Origin of the sequence: Nocardiopsis sp. NPDC057823, from assembly GCF_042797335.1 — a bacterium.
Lineage (GTDB): Bacteria > Actinomycetota > Actinomycetes > Streptosporangiales > Streptosporangiaceae > Nocardiopsis > Nocardiopsis changdeensis.
Window position 1 is genome coordinate 242,398 of the sequence record NZ_JBHVLR010000005.1, and the last position, 16,069, is coordinate 258,466.

Annotated in this window: 15 protein-coding genes; 5 read left to right on the forward strand and 10 right to left on the reverse strand. The window is 74.8% G+C overall.

All coding sequences use genetic code 11. The annotated features are described in order from the left end of the window. The first annotated feature begins 54 nt into the window (after window positions 1-54). From zwf to eda, 3 genes are read left to right on the forward strand one after another with little or no spacing between them, the layout of a single operon-like run. Entirely contained in the window at window positions 55-1,530 is a 1,476-nt protein-coding gene (zwf, locus tag ACFVNO_RS11715) for a glucose-6-phosphate dehydrogenase (protein ID WP_220563883.1), read from the forward strand. Beyond that, entirely contained in the window at window positions 1,527-3,350 is a 1,824-nt protein-coding gene (gene edd, locus ACFVNO_RS11720; protein ID WP_355263186.1) for a phosphogluconate dehydratase, read from the forward strand. Before zwf ends, edd begins: the two co-directional genes overlap by 4 nt. 26 nt (window positions 3,351-3,376) lie before the next feature. After that, a complete protein-coding gene (eda, locus tag ACFVNO_RS11725; RefSeq protein WP_355263189.1) occupies window positions 3,377-4,009 on the forward strand; it encodes a bifunctional 4-hydroxy-2-oxoglutarate aldolase/2-dehydro-3-deoxy-phosphogluconate aldolase in 633 nt (210 codons plus the stop codon). Between the two features lie 97 nt (window positions 4,010-4,106). Here the strand turns inward: eda and ACFVNO_RS11730 are convergent, their stop codons facing one another. Together ACFVNO_RS11730 and ACFVNO_RS11735 are read right to left on the reverse strand one after the other, a co-directional pair. Then, a complete protein-coding gene (locus ACFVNO_RS11730) occupies window positions 4,107-4,817 on the reverse strand; it encodes a class I SAM-dependent methyltransferase (protein WP_355263192.1) in 711 nt (236 codons plus the stop codon). Window positions 4,818-5,069: 252 nt separating this feature from the next. Further along, the gene (locus ACFVNO_RS11735; protein WP_378891787.1) at window positions 5,070-5,690 is read right to left on the reverse strand and encodes a TetR/AcrR family transcriptional regulator; all 621 of its coding nucleotides are present in this window, start codon (window positions 5,688-5,690) and stop codon (window positions 5,070-5,072) included. 163 nt (window positions 5,691-5,853) lie between these two features. On the opposite strand from ACFVNO_RS11735, the gene ACFVNO_RS11740 reads away from it, so the two are divergent. Continuing rightward, window positions 5,854-7,452, forward strand: coding sequence for an ABC-F family ATP-binding cassette domain-containing protein (locus ACFVNO_RS11740; RefSeq protein WP_355263197.1), 1,599 nt, complete (start codon window positions 5,854-5,856; stop codon window positions 7,450-7,452). A 285-nt stretch (window positions 7,453-7,737) separates the two neighbouring features. Here ACFVNO_RS11740 and ACFVNO_RS11745 read toward each other — a convergent pair whose 3' ends face one another. After that, window positions 7,738-8,337, reverse strand: coding sequence for a DNA-3-methyladenine glycosylase I (locus tag ACFVNO_RS11745; RefSeq protein WP_378891792.1), 600 nt, complete (start codon window positions 8,335-8,337; stop codon window positions 7,738-7,740). Between the two features lie 15 nt (window positions 8,338-8,352). Between ACFVNO_RS11745 and ACFVNO_RS11750 the strand changes: the two genes are divergently transcribed. Beyond that, window positions 8,353-9,087, forward strand: coding sequence for an HD domain-containing protein (locus ACFVNO_RS11750; protein ID WP_378891795.1), 735 nt, complete (start codon window positions 8,353-8,355; stop codon window positions 9,085-9,087). A gap of 79 nt (window positions 9,088-9,166) precedes the next feature. Here the strand turns inward: ACFVNO_RS11750 and ACFVNO_RS11755 are convergent, their stop codons facing one another. The 7 genes from ACFVNO_RS11755 to ACFVNO_RS11785 all read right to left on the reverse strand — a co-directional run bounded on the left by ACFVNO_RS11755 (window position 9,167) and on the right by ACFVNO_RS11785 (window position 16,007). Further along, entirely contained in the window at window positions 9,167-10,855 is a 1,689-nt protein-coding gene (locus tag ACFVNO_RS11755; RefSeq protein WP_378892023.1) for an ABC transporter ATP-binding protein, read from the reverse strand. Between the two features lie 74 nt (window positions 10,856-10,929). Beyond that, window positions 10,930-12,858, reverse strand: a complete 1,929-nt coding sequence (locus ACFVNO_RS11760) for an ABC transporter ATP-binding protein (RefSeq protein ID WP_378891798.1) — start codon at window positions 12,856-12,858, stop codon at window positions 10,930-10,932. 258 nt (window positions 12,859-13,116) lie between these two features. Next, window positions 13,117-13,575 carry a hypothetical protein gene (locus ACFVNO_RS11765; protein WP_378891801.1) on the reverse strand — a complete coding sequence of 153 codons (459 nt, stop codon included), beginning with the start codon at window positions 13,573-13,575 and terminating at the stop codon, window positions 13,117-13,119. Beyond that, on the reverse strand, window positions 13,572-14,051 hold the full coding sequence (locus tag ACFVNO_RS11770; RefSeq protein ID WP_378891804.1) for a hypothetical protein: 480 nt from the start codon (window positions 14,049-14,051) through the stop codon (window positions 13,572-13,574). Before ACFVNO_RS11770 ends, ACFVNO_RS11765 begins: the two co-directional genes overlap by 4 nt. Next, entirely contained in the window at window positions 14,048-14,602 is a 555-nt protein-coding gene (locus ACFVNO_RS11775) for a hypothetical protein (RefSeq protein WP_378891807.1), read from the reverse strand. Before ACFVNO_RS11775 ends, ACFVNO_RS11770 begins: the two co-directional genes overlap by 4 nt. Window positions 14,603-14,700: 98 nt before the next feature. Continuing rightward, the gene (locus ACFVNO_RS11780) at window positions 14,701-15,321 is read right to left on the reverse strand and encodes a hypothetical protein (RefSeq protein ID WP_378891810.1); all 621 of its coding nucleotides are present in this window, start codon (window positions 15,319-15,321) and stop codon (window positions 14,701-14,703) included. Then, entirely contained in the window at window positions 15,318-16,007 is a 690-nt protein-coding gene (locus ACFVNO_RS11785) for a hypothetical protein (protein WP_378891813.1), read from the reverse strand. The genes ACFVNO_RS11780 and ACFVNO_RS11785 overlap by 4 nt, the downstream gene beginning before the upstream one ends. Between the last annotated feature and the right edge of the window lie 62 nt (window positions 16,008-16,069).

Sequence of the window (16,069 nt, forward strand, 5' to 3'; positions counted from 1 at the left end):
CCCGCACTTTCCTCAGTCCCTTCCGTCATTCCTCGCACGCTGGAGCACTCCGACATGCCGCAGCAGTCCGCGCCCCGCCCCACCGACCTGGTGGTCTTCGGGGGCACCGGCGACCTGTCCATGCGCAAACTCCTGCCCTCCCTCTACCTGCTGGACCGCGACGGACACCTCGACCCGCGCACCCGTGTCATCGCCGTCTCCCGCGACGGCCTCACCGACGCCGACCTGCGCGGCAAGGCCGAAGCCGCGGTCCAGGGCCACCACGCCGTCCGGGTCCCCGAACCCGGTGTGCTGCGCCGCTTCCTCGACCGCCTCTCCCACATCACCGTGGACGTCGGCGGCGACCCCGCCGGCTGGGCGGACCTGGCCGCAGCACTGGACCCCGGGCGCGACCGCGTCTTCTACCTCGCCGTCCCGCCGATGATCTCCGGCGCCATCTGCCGCGGACTGGCCGACGCCGGGCTGGTCACCCCGGACTCCCGGGTCGTCATGGAGAAGCCCCTGGGCCGCGACCTCGCCTCGGCGCGGGCCGTCAACGCCGAGGTCGGGGAGATCTTCACCGAGGAGCAGACCTACCGGATCGACCACTACCTCGGGAAGGAGACGGTGCAGAACCTCCTGGTGCTGCGCTTCGCCAACGTCTTCCTCGAACCGCTGTGGAACTCCCGGTGGATCGACCACGTGCAGATCACCGCCGCCGAGACCGTCGGCGTCGGCGGCCGCAAGGGCTACTACGACACCGCCGGGGCCATGCGCGACATGGTCCAGAACCACCTGCTCCAGCTGCTGTGCCTGACCGCCATGGAGCCCCCCGCCAGCTACGACCGCGAGGCCGTGCGCGACGAGAAGCTCAAGGTCCTCCAGGCGCTCAAACCCCTCACCGGCGAACACGTGCGCGAGGACACCGTGCGCGGCCGCTACGGCCGGGGCGACGTCCAGGGCACGGAGGTCCTCGGCTACCTGGAGGAGCCGGGCGGCCCCGCCGACAGCACCACCGAGACCTACGTCGCCCTGCGCGCCGAGATCGCCAACTGGCGCTGGGCGGGCGTGCCCTTCTACCTGCGCACCGGCAAGCGCATGGACCGGGCCCGCTCCGAGATCGTGGTGCGCTTCCGCGACGTCCCGCACACCATCTTCCCCGGCGCCGCCACCGGCGGCGGCAGCCTCGTCATCCGCCTCCAGCCGGACGAGGGCATCCACCTCACCATGCTGGCCAAGGCCCCCGGCGCGGGCGCGCTGCGGCTGCGGCCGGTCCCGCTGGAGCTGAGCTTCGCGGACACGTTCTCCACCCGCTCGCCCGAGGCCTACGAGCGGCTGCTCATGGACGTGCTGGCCGGAGACTCCACCCTGTTCATGCGCCGCGACGAGGTCGAGGCGGCCTGGCGCTGGACGGACCCCGTCATCGCCGCCTGGGCCGACCTGGACCTCGTCCCCGAGACCTATCCGGCCGGGAGCGCCGGCCCCGCGGGCGCCGACCGGCTCATCGGCCGCACCGGCCGCACGTGGTACGAAGAGGAGCAACCCCGATGACCGCGCACATCCCCGCAGTCCACCCCGTCGTCGCCGAGGTCACAGGGCGCCTCGCCGAGCGCAGCGCCCGGTCCCGCGCCGCCTACCTGGACGGGATCCGCTCGGCGGCGGACCCGGCCCGGCCCGCCCGCACGGCCCTGGGCTGCGCCAACCTCGCCCACGGGTTCGCCGCGTGCGGGGTCTCCGACAAGCTCGCCCTGGCCGGGGACGTCACCCCCAACCTGGCGATCGTCTCCTCCTATAACGACATGCTCTCGGCGCACCAGCCGCTGGAGGCCTACCCGGCGATCATCAAGGCCGCCGTCGGCGAGGCGGGCGGCGTCGCCCAGTTCGCGGGCGGGGTGCCCGCCATGTGCGACGGCGTCACCCAGGGCCGGGCGGGGATGGAGCTGTCCCTGTTCAGCCGGGACGTCATCGCCATGGCCACCGCCGTGGCGCTCTCCCACGACATGTTCGACGGCGCCCTGATGCTGGGCGTCTGCGACAAGATCGTGCCGGGCCTGCTCATCGGCTCCCTGTCGTTCGGCCACCTGCCGGTGGCGTTCGTCCCGGCCGGGCCGATGCCCTCGGGCCTGCCCAACAAGGAGAAGGCGCGGGTGCGCCAGCGCTTCGCGGAGGGCAAGGCCGACCGGCGCGAGCTGCTCCAGGCCGAGTCGGCCGCCTACCACTCGCCGGGCACCTGCACGTTCTACGGCACCGCCAACTCCAACCAGATGCTCATGGAGGTCATGGGCCTGCACCTGCCCGGCGCCAGCTTCGAGCAGCCGGGCACGGAGCTGCGGGAGGCGCTCACCGCCGAGGTCGGACGCCGCGTCCTGGCCAACACCGCCCTGGGCGACTCGCCCGTCCCGCTGGGCGAGCAGATCGACGAGCGCGCCGTCGTCAACGCCGTCGTCGCCCTGCTGGCCACCGGCGGCTCCACCAACCACACCCTGCACCTGGTGGCGATCGCCCGCGCCGCGGGCATCGAGCTGACCTGGGACGACTTCGCAGCCCTGTCGGAGGTCGTGCCGCTGCTCACCCGCATGTACCCCAACGGCGCCGCCGACGTGAACGCCTTCCACGAGGCGGGCGGGATGGCCTTCCTCATCGGCTCCCTGCTCGACGCCGGGCTGCTGCACGAGGACGTGCACACCGTCATGGGCCGCGGCCTGAGCGCCTACCGCCAGGTCCCCAGGCTCGACGACGGCGTGCTGAGCTGGATGGACGGCCCCAAGGAGAGCGGCGACACCTCGGTGCTGCGCGGCGCCGACGACCCCTTCGCCCCCGACGGCGGCCTGCGGATGCTCGACGGCAACCTGGGCCGCGCCGTCATCAAGGTGTCCGCCGTGGACGCCTCCCGGCACGTGGTCGAGGCGCCCGCCCGGGTCTTCGCCGACCAGGCCGAACTGCAGGCCGCGTTCACCGCCGGGGAGCTGACCGGCGACTTCGTCGCGGTGGTCCGCTTCCAGGGCCCGCGCGCCAACGGCATGCCCGAACTGCACAAGCTCACCCCGCCGCTGGCGGTGCTCCAGGACCGCGGCCAGAAGGTCGCCCTGGTGACCGACGGCCGCATGTCGGGCGCCTCGGGCAAGGTGCCCGCCGCCATCCACGTGTCCCCGGAGGCCGAGGCCGGCGGCCCGCTCGCCTACGTCCGCGACGGCGACGTCGTCCGCCTGGACGCCCGCGCGGGCACACTGGAGGTCCTCGCCGACCTGGCCGGACGCGAGCCCGCCCGGCCGAGCGTCGACTCCTCCAAGGGCACCGGACGGGAGCTGTTCGCCGCCATGCGCGCGGCCGTCGGACCCGCCGAGGCCGGCGCCGGGGTCTTCGGCCACTGACCGCGATCGAACAGGAGAACCTCCCCATGACGACGACGCCCCGCACGGGCGGCGACATCCTCGCCCTGGCCCCGGTGATGCCGGTGGTCGTCCTGCACGACGCCGAGGCGGCCGTGCCGCTGGCCCGCGCCCTGGTGGCGGGCGGCCTGCCCGGCATCGAGGTGACGCTGCGCACGCCCGCGGCCCTCGGCGCCATCGAGCGGATCGCCGCCGAGGTCCCCGAGGCCGTGGTGGGCGCGGGCACCGTGACCACCCCCGAGCTGGCCGGGGCCGCCGCCGAGGCGGGCGCCCGGTTCCTGGTCAGCCCCGGCGCCACCGACACCCTGGCCGCCGCCATGACCGACACCGGGCTGCCCTTCCTGCCCGGCGTGTCCACGGTCTCGGAGGCGCTGGCGATGCTGGAGCGGGGCGTCTCCGAGCTGAAGTTCTTCCCGGCCGAGGCCGCGGGCGGCGCCGCGTTCCTGAAGTCCCTGTCGGGCCCGCTGCCGGGGGTGCGCTTCTGCCCGACCGGCGGCATCACGCCCGCGTCCGCCCCGGACTACCTCGCGCTGCCCAACGTGGGCTGCGTGGGCGGCAGTTGGCTGACCCCGGCCGACGCGGTCGCCGCCGGGGACTGGGACCGGATCACCGGCCTGGCCCGGGAGGCCGCGGCGCTCTGAGGACGGACGAACGCCCGCACCGTGACCGCGGTGCGGGCGTTCGGTGTACCGGGCGCCGGCGGACCCGTGCCCGGGTGCCGGGTGCCCGGCACCGGGCTCAGTGCTCGGGCATGCGGAAGAAGATCATCGGGTTGTCCGTGCTGTCGCGCACGGGCTCGGCCAGGTCCAGGTCCTCGCGCAGCTCCAGCAGCGCCGTGTACGGGGCGGGCGCCCGCTTGCGGGAGACGGTCAGGTACTCCGCGGCCTTGCGCCGCAGCCACGCCAGCACGACCGCGCCCTCCGTCAGGGGCAGTGCCCGCCTGCCGTGGAACACGTCGTGGACGCTGACCGGGGTTCCCGGGGCGACCCGCGGGAACAGCTCGGCCAGGTACCAGCGCGCGAACCGGGCGTTGTGGGCGGCGTCCACGAAGAGGTAGCCGATGCCCTCGGGGACCTCGTCGAGGTTCCTGCGCACGTCCCCCCGGTGGAAGTGCCAGCGCCCCTCGGACAGGGACGCCGGGACGTTGGACAGCACGTTGTCGACGATGTCGAACGAGTGCAGGGTCCCGGTCCCGTTGTCGCGCAGGGCCGACAGGATCCAGGTGGTCGACCAGCCGTGGAAGGTGCCCAGCTCCATGACCGTCTCGGGCCGGGTCTCCCGCAGCAGCAGGTAGGTGATCTCGGCCTCGAGGTCGTCCAGCTGCGGGGTCATCCTCCCCCGGGTCTCCCACAGGAACTCGCGCTGGGCCTTTCTCACCTCCGCCAGCGGATCGCGGTACTTCCGGTACAGGTCACCGATCAGCGACAGGTCGATCGCGGCATCCCCCATGGCGGCCCCCTCGTCGTTCCCCGGCGCCCGGTCCGGGCGCGCTCACCAGTATCCAACGGAGCCGCTCCGCGGCGCCGCGCCCCATTCTCCCGGCGATTCCGTGCGTATGCCCCACGGTCGGGGAGGTCCACGGTCCGCGGGCGGTTCGGCCGGGGGTGCCGGGCCCGTGGGGGTGGCGCTGCCGGGGGGCCGTTCCTCGCGGGTGCGGGGCCCGCCCGGTCGCGGGCGGCGGAGGCCCGTGTCCGGGCGGGGTCAGTCCCGGCTGACGAAGGCCCCGGCGCGGGCGGCGTCGGCGGCGATGCGGGCGGCGCGGCGCAGGTCCGCGTCGGAGACGGGTTCACGGCCGACGAGGAGCCGGTGGTAGACGGGGGCGACGGCGCAGCGGACGACCTCCACCGCGTCGGTGCCCTCGGGCACCTCGCCGCGTTCGACGGCCTCGGCGACCACGGCCGCGGAGCGTTCGTGCCGGTCGGCCATGAAGGCCCGCAGCGCCTCGGCGGCCACGGGAGAGGCGAGGGCGGCGGCGATCGAGGCCGCCGACACCGCCCCCTCCGGGGCGTCGGTGAAGCCGTGGCGCACGTCCTCGGCCAGGGCCAGCAGGTCGCCTTCGAGCGTGCCGGTGCGGGTGGGCGCCCAGTCGTGCTCGCGGGCCGACCACTCCAGGGCGGCGGCCAGCAGCCCGTCCACCCCGCCCCAGCGGCGGTAGACGGTGGCCTTGTGCACACCCGAGCGGGCGGCGACGCGGTCGACGGTCAGCCCGGCGTAGCCGTGTTCGCCCAGCTCGTCGAGGGTGGCCCGCAGGACGGCGGCGGTGTTGCGCGCGGTGCGCCCGCCCGGGCGGGCACTGCCCGGGGGTTCCGGAGTCGAAGTCATAACGCAACTGTAGTTGCATTTGCCCGTTCCGTGTGCCATCATCCTTAACGCAACAAGAGTTGCACCAATGACCTTCTGAAGGAGGAGGGATCCCGATGGGCCTCGTCGCACGCGTATCGCGTTCCGCCGTCCGTTCCCCGTTCCCCACCTCCGGGAGGTCCGCATGTCCCACACCGTCGTCGCCGCCGGCCTGGCGTTCGCCTGGCCCGACGGCGCGTCCGTCTTCTCCGGCCTGGACGCCTGCTTCGGCCCCGGGCGCACCGGGCTGATCGGCCGCAACGGCAGCGGCAAGTCCACGCTGCTGCGCCTCATCGCCGGACGGCTCGCCCCCGCGTCGGGCACCCTCGCCGTGGACGGCGACATCGGGTACCTCGACCAGCGGATCACCCTGGACACCGGGCGCACCGTCGCCGGGCTGCTGGGCATCGAGCCGGTCCGCGCCGCCCTGCGCGCCGTGGAGCGGGGGGAGACCGACCAGGCGCACTTCGACGCCATCGGTGCCGACTGGGACATCGAGGAGCGCGCGCTGGCCCGGCTCACCCGGTTCGGTGTCGACCTCGACGGCCCGGACCCGCTGGACCGGACCGTCGGCACCCTCTCCGGAGGCGAGGCCGTCCTGGTCGGGCTGGCCGGGATCGCGCTGCGCCGACCCGCCGTCACCCTGCTCGACGAGCCCACGGACAGCCTCGACCGGCGGGCCCGGGAGCGGCTGTTCGCCGCCGTCGACTCCTGGCCCGGTGTGCTGGTGGTCGCCGACCACGACCGCGAGCTGCTGGAGCACGTCGACCGGATCGCCGAACTGCGGGACGGGGAACTGCGCACCTGGGGCGGCAACTACACGGCCTACGCCGAACAGCTCGCCGCGGAGCAGGAGGCCGCCCGGCGGACGGTCCGCGCGGCCGAGGCCGACCTGCGCCGGGAGAAGCGCCAGCTCGCCGAGGCCCACGTCAAGCTGGCCCGGCGGGTGCGGTTCGGGAACAAGAAGACCGAGACCAAGCGCGAACCCAAGGTCATCATGAACCAGCGCAAGCGCGAGGCGCAGGTGGCCGCGGGCAAGCACCGCATCATGCACGAGGAGAAGCTGGCCGAGGCGGGGGAGCAGCTGGCCCGGGCCGAGGCGGCCGTCCGCGACGACGCCGTCATCCGCGTCGACCTGCCCGGCACCGAGGTCCCCGCCGGACAGGACGTGCTGGAGCTGCGCACCGGCGGGGACCGGAGGCTGGTGCTGCGCGGCCCCGAACGGGTGGCGCTGACCGGCCCGAACGGGGCGGGCAAGACCACGCTGCTGCGGGCCGTCGTCGGCCTGGGGGAGCACCCCGGGGCGGAGGTCGTCCACGTGGTGGACCGGGTCGGGTACCTGCCGCAGCGGCTGGACGTGCTGGACGACGACCGCAGCGTGCTCGACAACGTGCGCGACGCGGCGCCGGGCACCGATCCGCAGCGGATCCGGGCCGGGCTGGCGCGCTTCCTCCTTCGCGGCGAGCGGGTGGACCAGCGGGTCGGCGGGCTCTCCGGCGGTGAGCGGTTCCGGGTGGCGCTGGCCCGCGTGCTGCTGGCCGAGCGGCCGCCCCGGCTGCTCGTCCTGGACGAGCCCACCAACCACCTGGACCTCGACAGCAGGCTGCGGCTCACCGAGGCGCTGGCCGGCTACCGGGGAGCACTGCTGGTGGCCGGGCACGACCCGGTGTTCCTGCGCGAGATCGGGGTGACCCGCCGCTGGGAGGTCCGCCGCGGCCGCCCCCTCTGGGAGGAACCCGTGTGACCCCGCCCCGGGGCGGGGCCGGCGTCCCGTGTCCCGGCCCCGGAGCCCGCGCCGCCCGGGACGCGCGCGGCCGGCCCGGAGCCGCGCCGCCCGGGGCAGGGCCCCACGCCCCGGCCCCCGGCGGCGCCCGCCGGCGCCTGTCAGGGGCGGCCCAGCGCCGGGCCCGGTCCTCCGCCGGAGGTGGCCGCCGGGCGCCCCGTCGTGGGTTGCCCAGCGCCAGGCCCGGGTCTCCGGCGGCGGCCACGGCCCGGGGCGTGGGGACGCACCATCGGCCGCGGTGGCGCCTCATCGGTCCGGCAGGCCCTCTTCGGCGCCAGCGGCCTCCTTCGGTTTGGCGGGGCAGTCCACCAGGTGGTCCTCGACGACCCCCGTGGACTGGAGGTAGGAGTAGACGATGGTGGTGCCCACGAACGAGAACCCGCGCTTCTTCAGGTCCTTGCTCACCCGGTCCGACAGCGGCGTGCTCGCCGGGACCTCGGCGGGTTCGGTGAAGCGGTTGACCAGCGGCACGCCGTCGGTCCAGGACCACAGGTAGTCGGCGAAGGTGCCGTACTCCTCGCGCACCCGCAGGAACGCCCGGGCGTTGCGGGCCAGCGAGGCGATCTTGAGGCGGTTGCGGATGATGCCGGGCTCGGCCAGCAGCTCCTTCTCGCGCTCCTCGTCGTAGGCGGCGATCCTGGTGTAGTCGAACCCGTCCAGCAGCGCGCGGTAGTTCGCGCGCTTGTTGAGCACCGTCGCCCAGGAGAGCCCCGCCTGCGCGCCTTCCAGCACCAGCATCTCGAACAGGTGGGCGTCGTCGCGCGACGGGCGGCCCCACTCCCGGTCGTGGTAGGCGGTCATCAGCTCGGACGCGTTGCGCGCCCAGGCGCAGCGCCGGTCGGTCATGGGTGCTCCTACGTCGTGGGGCGGCGGTCCGGCCGTGCCCGCGGGTCGGGCCCCGCCGACCGCGGCCCCGGCCGTTCGTCGCGGTGGGGACCCCCTTGCGGGTCGATCGGGCCGCGGATAGGGTCCGAATATCTCGATGTCAAGATACTCCGACCGTGGCCCCGACCCGGAAAGGGGTCCGCCATCATTCCACGTCCCCTCCCCGCCCGTGCGGAAGAGCTGTTCGACGAGCTCCGCGCCCCGGCCCGGCTGTACGCCCACTGCCTCCTGGTCCACGACACCGCGGCCGCCCTCCTCGACCGGCTCCTGGCGGAGTACCGCGGCCTGCCGGTGGACTCCGACGCCGTGCTCTTCGGCGCCGCCGTGCACGACATCGGCAAGACAGCCCATCCCGAGGAGCTCACCGGCCCCGGGCGCCGGCACGAGGCGGCCGGGCGGCGCCTCCTCCTCGATCGAGGCGTCCCCGAGGGACTCGCCCGCTTCTGCGCCACCCACGGCGACTGGGAGGCCGAGGACCGCACCCTGGAGGACCTCCTCGTCACACTCGCCGACAAGGTGTGGAAGGGAGCCCGCCTCGGCGACCTCGAGACCCTGGTCGCCCGCCGGATCGGCGCGGCCGCGGACCTCGCCGCCTGGGAGGTGTTCGCCTCCCTGGACGACCACCTCACCGCGCTGGCCGACGACGCCGACCGGCGCCTCGCCTACCAGAACTCCCACCCCCTCACCCCCCGGCCGGGAGGAACGCCGTGACCGCCACCGGACCCGGCCCCCACCACGTGGTGGTGAGCATCGCGGCGGGACCGCCCCGCCCCCTGCCGCCCGCCCCGCCTCACGCCGTCCGGTCGCCGTGCCAGGACCGCCACAGGGCCGCGTAGGGGCCGTCGGCGCCGACGAGCTCGTCGTGCGGCCCCAGTTCGGTGATCCGCCCGTCCTCCACCACCGCGATCCGGTCGGCGTCGTGCGCGGTGTGCAGCCGGTGCGCGATCGCGATCACCGTCCGCCCCTCCAGCACCGCAGCCAGCGAGCGTTCCGCCTGCCGGGCCGTGGTCGGGTCCAGCAGCGAGGTGGCCTCGTCCAGGACCACCGTGTGCGGGTCGGCCAGCACCACCCGTGCCAGTGCCACCTGCTGCGCCCGGGCGGGGTCCAGCGCGACCCCGCCCGGGCCCAGTGGTGTGTCCAGCCCCCGCGGCAGTGCCGACGCCCAGTCGGCGTCCACCGTCTCCAGCGCCGCCGCCAGCGCGGCGTCGTCCGCCTCCTCCGCGGCGATGGCCAGGTTCTCCCGCAGCGTTCCCGCGAACACGTGGTGCTCCTGGCTCACCAGCACGATCCGCTCGCGCAGTTCCCGCGGCCCCAGGTCCGCGACCGGCACCCCGCCCACCAGCACCAGGCCCGAACGCGGTGCGTCCACCCCCGCCAGCAACCGGCCCAGCGTGGTCTTGCCCGCGCCCGAGGGGCCCACGATCGCCCACCGCTCGCCCGGCCGCACCCTCAGCGTGACCCCGCGCAGCACGTCCCGCCCGTCCACATAGGCGTAGTGGACGTCGCGGACCTCGATGAGGTCGTCCGCCGGCGTCGGCCCCGGCGGTGGCGGTCCAGCGGCGGCCTCGCCCACCCCGAACACCCGGGCGAACGACGCCCCGCTGCGCTGGAGCAGCTCGATCCAGATCATGATCCACCCGGCGCTCTCCTGGACCCGCAGCATGTACAGGCAGCAGGTGACCACCACCCCGAGCGCCACCCGGCCGTCCAGGTACAGCAGCCCGCCCACCAGCAGCACCACCACCGCGGGCAGCGAGAACGCGATGTCCGTGACCGGGTACAGCACCGATCTCAGGTACAGGGTGCGCCGCCGGGCCCGGTACACCTCCACCGCGTCGTGGTCGGCCGCCGCGACCCGCCGCCCGCCCAGCGCGAACGCCTCCACGGTGCGGCCGCCCCGCACGGTCGCCGTCACCCCCTCCACCGCCGCGGAACCGGCCGCGCCCTCCGCCAGGTACGCCTCCCGGGACCGGCGCAGGTACCAGCGCACCGCCAGCCAGGCCGGTGGCACTCCCAGCAGCACCGCCGCCCCCATCAGGGGGCTGAGCCAGAACACGGCCGCGAGCAGGAACAGGATGCGCAGCGACGACGGCACGATGTCGGGCACCGCCGTCCGCAGCGTCGCCCCGGCGGTGGCGACGTCCGCCGTCACCCGCGTGGTGAGGTCGCCGGTGCCGGACCGCTCCACCACACGGGTGGGCAGTGCCAGCACCCGCTCCACGAACTCCTCGCGCAGCCGGGCCAGCGCCCGTTCGCCGAACCGGAACGCGCTCAGCCTGGCGTATCGGTTGAGCACCAGGCCCGCCAGCGCGCACGCCACCGCGGCGGCCGCCAGCCCGTCCACCGCCGACACCGTCGCGGTACCCGCCTCCAGCAGGTCCACGATCCGCCCCACCAGATAGGGCGCGACCAGCCCGACCGCCGCGGCGGCACAGGTGAGCAGCACCATCCGCAGCAGCGGACCGCGCTCGGCCTCCATGAGCCGCCGCAGCTCCCGCCGCACCGTTCCCCGCCCCGCCACCGGCAGCGCGGCCGGGTCCGTTCCCCCCGTGCTCACCGCCCCTCCTCTCCGTCCGGGAGCCGTCCCGGCCCGTCGCCGTCCGCCCGCTCCGGGCCGCCGCTCCCGGCCGGGCCCGCCGGACCTCCCGGCGTCCGCGGCCCGGCGCCCGTCCGGCGCCGCCCCACCGGTGGCGCCGGGCCCTCGGCCCCGGGTCCTTCCGCGGCGCCCCCACCGGCACCCCCGCCGGCGCCGCGCGCCGGCCCCGGCGGGGCCGCGGTGCGCCGTACGGCCCGCGCGCCGTCCTCCTCGTCGGCGCCGCGCAGGACCAGGGACCGGTAGCCGGCGCACTCCGCCACCAGCTCCGCGTGGGTGCCCTCCGCGACCACCCGGCCGCCGTCCAGGAACAGCACCCGGTCGGCGCGGTCCGCCACCAGCGGCGAGGCGGTGACGACCAGGGTGGTCCCGCCGCGCCGTTCGGCGCGCAGCCGCTCCGCGACCACGGCCTCGGTGTGCGCGTCCACCGCCGAGGTGGGCTCCACCAGGATCAGCACCTCGGGGTCGGCCAGCACCGCGCGGGCCAGACGCACCCGCTGTCGCTGCCCGCCCGACAGATCGCGCCCCTGCGCCTCCACCGCCGAGTCGAGCCCGTCCGGCAGCGCCTCCGCCACGTCCGTGGCGGCCGCGGTGTGCAGCGCCAGGTCGACCTCCACCTCGTCCCGCTCGCCGTGCACGTCCACGACCTCCCGCAGGGCCCCGGCGAACAGGTGCACGTCGTTGTCGGAGACCAGGATCCGCTCGCGCACCACCGCCGGGTCGACCTCCCGCAGCGGCACCCCGCCCCAGGTGACCGCCGAGTCGACATATCCGCCCAGCCGGTCCGCCACCAGGGCCGACGCGGCCGGGTCCGCGCCCACCAGGGCGGTCATCGCCCCCGTGGGCACCCGCACCCCCGACTCCGGGTCGGCCAGCTCACCCGGCCCCGGCGGCGGTGGCGCCTCCCCGCTTCCGTGCCGGTCCGGCACCGTCCGCAGCAGCGCCAGCAGCCGTGTCAGCGACACGTGCCCCCTGCTGAAGTCGGTCGCCACCTCCACCAGCTGGAACACCGGGACCGCCAGCACCGCCACGTACCCGTACACCGCCACCGTCTCGCCCACGGTGAGCTCCCCGGACACCGCCAGCCGGGCCGCGAACCAGGTGACCACGGCGGTGAACACCAGTGGGGCGCACTGCCCGACCTCCTCGAACCAGCTGGTCACCGACCCCAGCCGGTACCCGTCGCGCACCAGGTCGCCCGAGCGCTCGCGGTACCGCCGCGCGAACCTCTCCCTGCCGCCGATCCCGCACAGCACCCGCAGCCCCGCCACGATGTCGGCCGCCAGGGCGGTGACCTCGCCCTCCCGGTCCCGGTAGGTGTTCTGCCGGTCGTGCATCCGCCGCAGCAGCGGGGCCATCACCAGCGCCGTCACCGGCAGCCCCAGGAGCACCACCACCGCCAGGACCGGGGCGAACCCCCACAGGATCACCACCGCTCCGGCACAGCCCAGCACGCTGCCGACCCCCGGGCCGAACAGGGTGAGGATCTGCGAGATGCGGCCCGCGTCCGCGGACTGCACCACCGAGAGGTCCCCGGAGGAGGTGCCCCGCGACAGCGGCGCCCCCACCCGGGCGGCGTGCCGGGCCAGCACCCGCGTGCAGTGCAGGGAGGCGTGCGCCCGGACCATCGCCATGGTCCGGTGCCGCAGGATCGAGGCGAGCGCGGTGAACACCAGGACCCCGGCGAACACCCCGGTCCAGCCCAGCAGCGCCGTCCGGTCCCCGGCCCGCAGCCCCTCGTCCACGGCCCGGGAGAGGAGGTAGGGCGGGACCAGCAGGCCGACCATCCACACGATGCCCCAGAAGGAGCCGAGCGCGACCCGTCCGGGCTGCGCCCGCACCAGCCACCACAGGAACCGCACCGGTCCCCGGGTGTCGGGGACGCCCACCCGCGCCAGGGGTGGGCGGGAGCGCTTTGGGAGAGAGGACCGGCCGGGAGGACCGGTCATGGGCGGTCGGGTGGATCGGATGTCGGTCTCCGCCACAGGCGCACCTCGTTCCGGGCTTTCCCCCATACAAGCAGCACTCCCGGCCCGCCGGAAGGCACCCCGGATTCCTGTGGAAAACCCCGGTCACGGTGGCGGGCGCACCTCTGCTCTTCCCGACCGCCCCTGGCCGGAATTCACGCCCCGCCACGAGGTCCCCTTTTACGGGAAGGGCGTCCGATACCCGTCCCGGGCCGCATTCCCTTTGAACAGCTTCAGGAACCTGGACGCCTGTTTCCGATGCTTCGCCACGAGCACCGTGCACGCGATCCCCGTGAGCACCAAGAACACCAGCAAGCCCACCGGCGCAAGGGAGTGCAGCGTGAACCCGTCCTCCTGGAACGCCCGCGTGCTCCCGGGGAGCAGCAACAGGAACGGTCCCGGGAGGCTGAGCAGGAAGGCCGGGGCCGGCCACCGCTCGTTCACCATCTGCAGCGCGATGTCCCGGGCCACCAGGTCGGTCGTCGGATCCCCGGTGGGATTCCCCTGGCGCACCGCCCGCGCGGCCCGCCGTCGCACCGCCGGCGAACCGGACGGTGAAAGCGGTCGTGCCGGTGCGTGGCGCGCATCCAGGAGGGACCACAGCCCCAGGCCGAAAAGTGTTCCCAGCACGCCGCTCACGAGGAGGGCGGACAGCAGGGGCCGGCCGGACCCGTGTTCGCGTGTGGTGACGGGAGCACCGACCAGAAGGCGAACAGGGGGAGGAAGAGGACGGGGACCGAGAAGAGCCCCAGCACGGCTCCGCCGACCCAGGCGATATGGCCCGCCGCCCGTTTCCAGGACGAGGGCGCGGCCGTGGCCGGGGGCCGGAACGCCGCGCCGTACGCGTCCCGGGCCGGTGCGGACTCCTGTCGGAGCGCGGACCGGCCGGGGGCCGGCTCCCACTTCGCCCAGGACATCGCCACTCCGAGGCACCCGCCGCCGAGCAGGCCGATCATGGCGGCGGTCCCCAGCGCCAACCCGGCGGAGGGGACCCCGGCCTGCGTCGCCCTGTTCAGTGACCACAGCAGCAGAGCCAGCAGCACGCACAGGGCGAGCACCACCCCGAAGGCCGCCGCGGCCGCCCAGCGCACGGCGACGACGTCCGCGCGGCTCACCGGCCCTCCTCGGTCCCTGATCCGGTTCTCCCGGCCCCGTCCAGGGTGTTCAGGAAGGCAAGAGCGGCTTTCCGTTCCCGTGCCGTCAGCGGCAGGGTCGCGGTCAACAGGAACAGAAAGAAGGCGAAACCGAAGAGGTTGATCCAAGGAACGGCGAGGATCCCCTCCGGCCACGGAAACCGCTCGAGGACGGACCAGGCGTTCGCCGTGAATCCGATCAGGAAAACGATCATGGGGAAGTACAGCGCCGACCACGGAGACCGCCGCAGGGAGTTCCGCGCCGCGATCCGGGCGGTCTCGTCGACCAGAGGGTCCCCGGTGAGCCGCCGCCTCCGTATCACCCGGGCGGCCGCCCGCCGTGTCGCCATGGTCGCGCCCCGGGGAAGGGGCGACATCCGCCGTACGGCCCGCTGCATCAGCAGGCCGAACGCGGTTCCGCCCGCCAGAGCCAAGGCCGTGCAGAGCACCGCCTTCCACACCGTCGGTATCCGTTGGTCGGGTGGCGTCCCCGCCTCCATGGCGGAGAGCATTACGAAGAAGACCAGCCCCATGGCGATCCCGAACAGGCCCGAGCCGATCCACAGAGCTCGCATACTCCTTCCTCCGGCCGGGGCGTCCGGCTCGGAGGAGACCGGGGGTCGGGGGTGGGTCAAGGGCCCTCCTCGGGGGGCGCGGGGTCGATGAGGGCGAGCAGGGACCGGGCCCGCTTCTTGCGGTGCTCGATCAGCGGCATCCCCACGGTCAGGTACAGAGCGGCAGCGGCGGCCGTGATCGCGTAGGGCACTGCGAGGGGGTACCGGCCGTCGGCGATGTGCAGGGCCGCCGTGAGGATGGCGATCGCGAGCAGGCCCGCGAGGGCCGCGGCCTGTACGGGGTGCCCCAGCGGCGACGCCGTGACCAGCCGCGCGTACCGTCCCGCCATCCGGTCGGTCTCCGCGTCCCCGCCCGGCCGCCCCTCGCGGACCAGGCGCTGTGCCTCCCGGAACCTCTCCCGGTCCCCGTCGACGGTCGCCCCCCGCACGTCCCGTTCCGCGCTCCACACGCCGAGGGCGGTGACCGCCCCGGTGAGCAGGAGCCCGATCGCCGCCAGTACCGGTACGGGGATCCCGAACCGCTCGTCGGCCAGCGCGAACACCAGGGGCAGCAGGAGCACGGAGCCCAGCGCCGCCCCGAGGACCGCGCCGTACACGCGCGGGTGGTCCTGGGCGTACCACTGCACCGGCAGCGGGAACAGGTGCCCGGGCAGCGGCCGGGGCGGAACGCCGCTCACCGGACCGCCCCGTGGAGACGCCACAGCAGGGCCTCGTGGAGTTCCCGGTACTCCAGCGCCCTGTAGCGCAGCAGCGCCAGCCGCCACGGCGCGGCGTGCAGGCCCACGAAGGAGAGGAGCGATCCGGCCTGGAGGAGCACCAGGAACAGGTCGCCCTCCGCGGCGCTCATCGCCAGGCCGGAGCCGCACAGGAGGCACCAGAAGCCGAGGGAGAAGGTCTGTAGGGGCAACAGGATCTTCGGCTCGAGGGAGCTCCGGCTGATCAGGTATTCGCAGGCGATCCGGGCCACGTGGTCGGTCGCCGGGTCCCCGCCCACCACCCCGCCCCGGATCCGGGCTACGGCGGCGCGGAAGTGCGCCGCGCTCACCCAGGCGGGCAGGTCCTGCGGCTTCAGCCAAGGCACCAAGAAGAGGATCGCGCCCACTGCCAGGGACAGGGGGAGCACGAGGTACCCGGTCACCGCCTCGACGGCCTGCGCCGCCTCCCACCCCGGCATCGAACGACCGGCGCGTTCGAGTGTCTCCACGGCGCCGTAGTGGAGCTTCGCCGCGAAATGCAGGGCCACGGCCGACGCGTGCGCCCCGAGCAGATAGTAGAGGACCATCAATCGCCGGCCGTACCACTTCTCATACGACTCGGGGGCGGTGGCGGTGAGCGTGTCCGGAGCCGTCGGGGGATGTGGCAAGAGGACGTCCCTCCAGGCCCGGAGTGGGGGATGAGGGCGTTCGGGCCGCGCCGCCCCGACGC

Coding starts and splice junctions, on each gene's coding strand:
- zwf (WP_220563883.1), top strand. CDS start 55: ATGCCGCAGCAGTCCGCGCCCCGCCCCACCGACCTGGTGGTCTTCGGG.
- edd (WP_355263186.1), top strand. CDS start 1,527: ATGACCGCGCACATCCCCGCAGTCCACCCCGTCGTCGCCGAGGTCACA.
- eda (WP_355263189.1), top strand. CDS start 3,377: ATGACGACGACGCCCCGCACGGGCGGCGACATCCTCGCCCTGGCCCCG.
- ACFVNO_RS11730 (WP_355263192.1), bottom strand. CDS start 4,817: ATGGGGGATGCCGCGATCGACCTGTCGCTGATCGGTGACCTGTACCGG.
- ACFVNO_RS11735 (WP_378891787.1), bottom strand. CDS start 5,690: ATGACTTCGACTCCGGAACCCCCGGGCAGTGCCCGCCCGGGCGGGCGC.
- ACFVNO_RS11740 (WP_355263197.1), top strand. CDS start 5,854: ATGTCCCACACCGTCGTCGCCGCCGGCCTGGCGTTCGCCTGGCCCGAC.
- ACFVNO_RS11745 (WP_378891792.1), bottom strand. CDS start 8,337: ATGACCGACCGGCGCTGCGCCTGGGCGCGCAACGCGTCCGAGCTGATG.
- ACFVNO_RS11755 (WP_378892023.1), bottom strand. CDS start 10,855: ATGGAGGCCGAGCGCGGTCCGCTGCTGCGGATGGTGCTGCTCACCTGT.
- ACFVNO_RS11775 (WP_378891807.1), bottom strand. CDS start 14,602: ATGGGGCTGGTCTTCTTCGTAATGCTCTCCGCCATGGAGGCGGGGACG.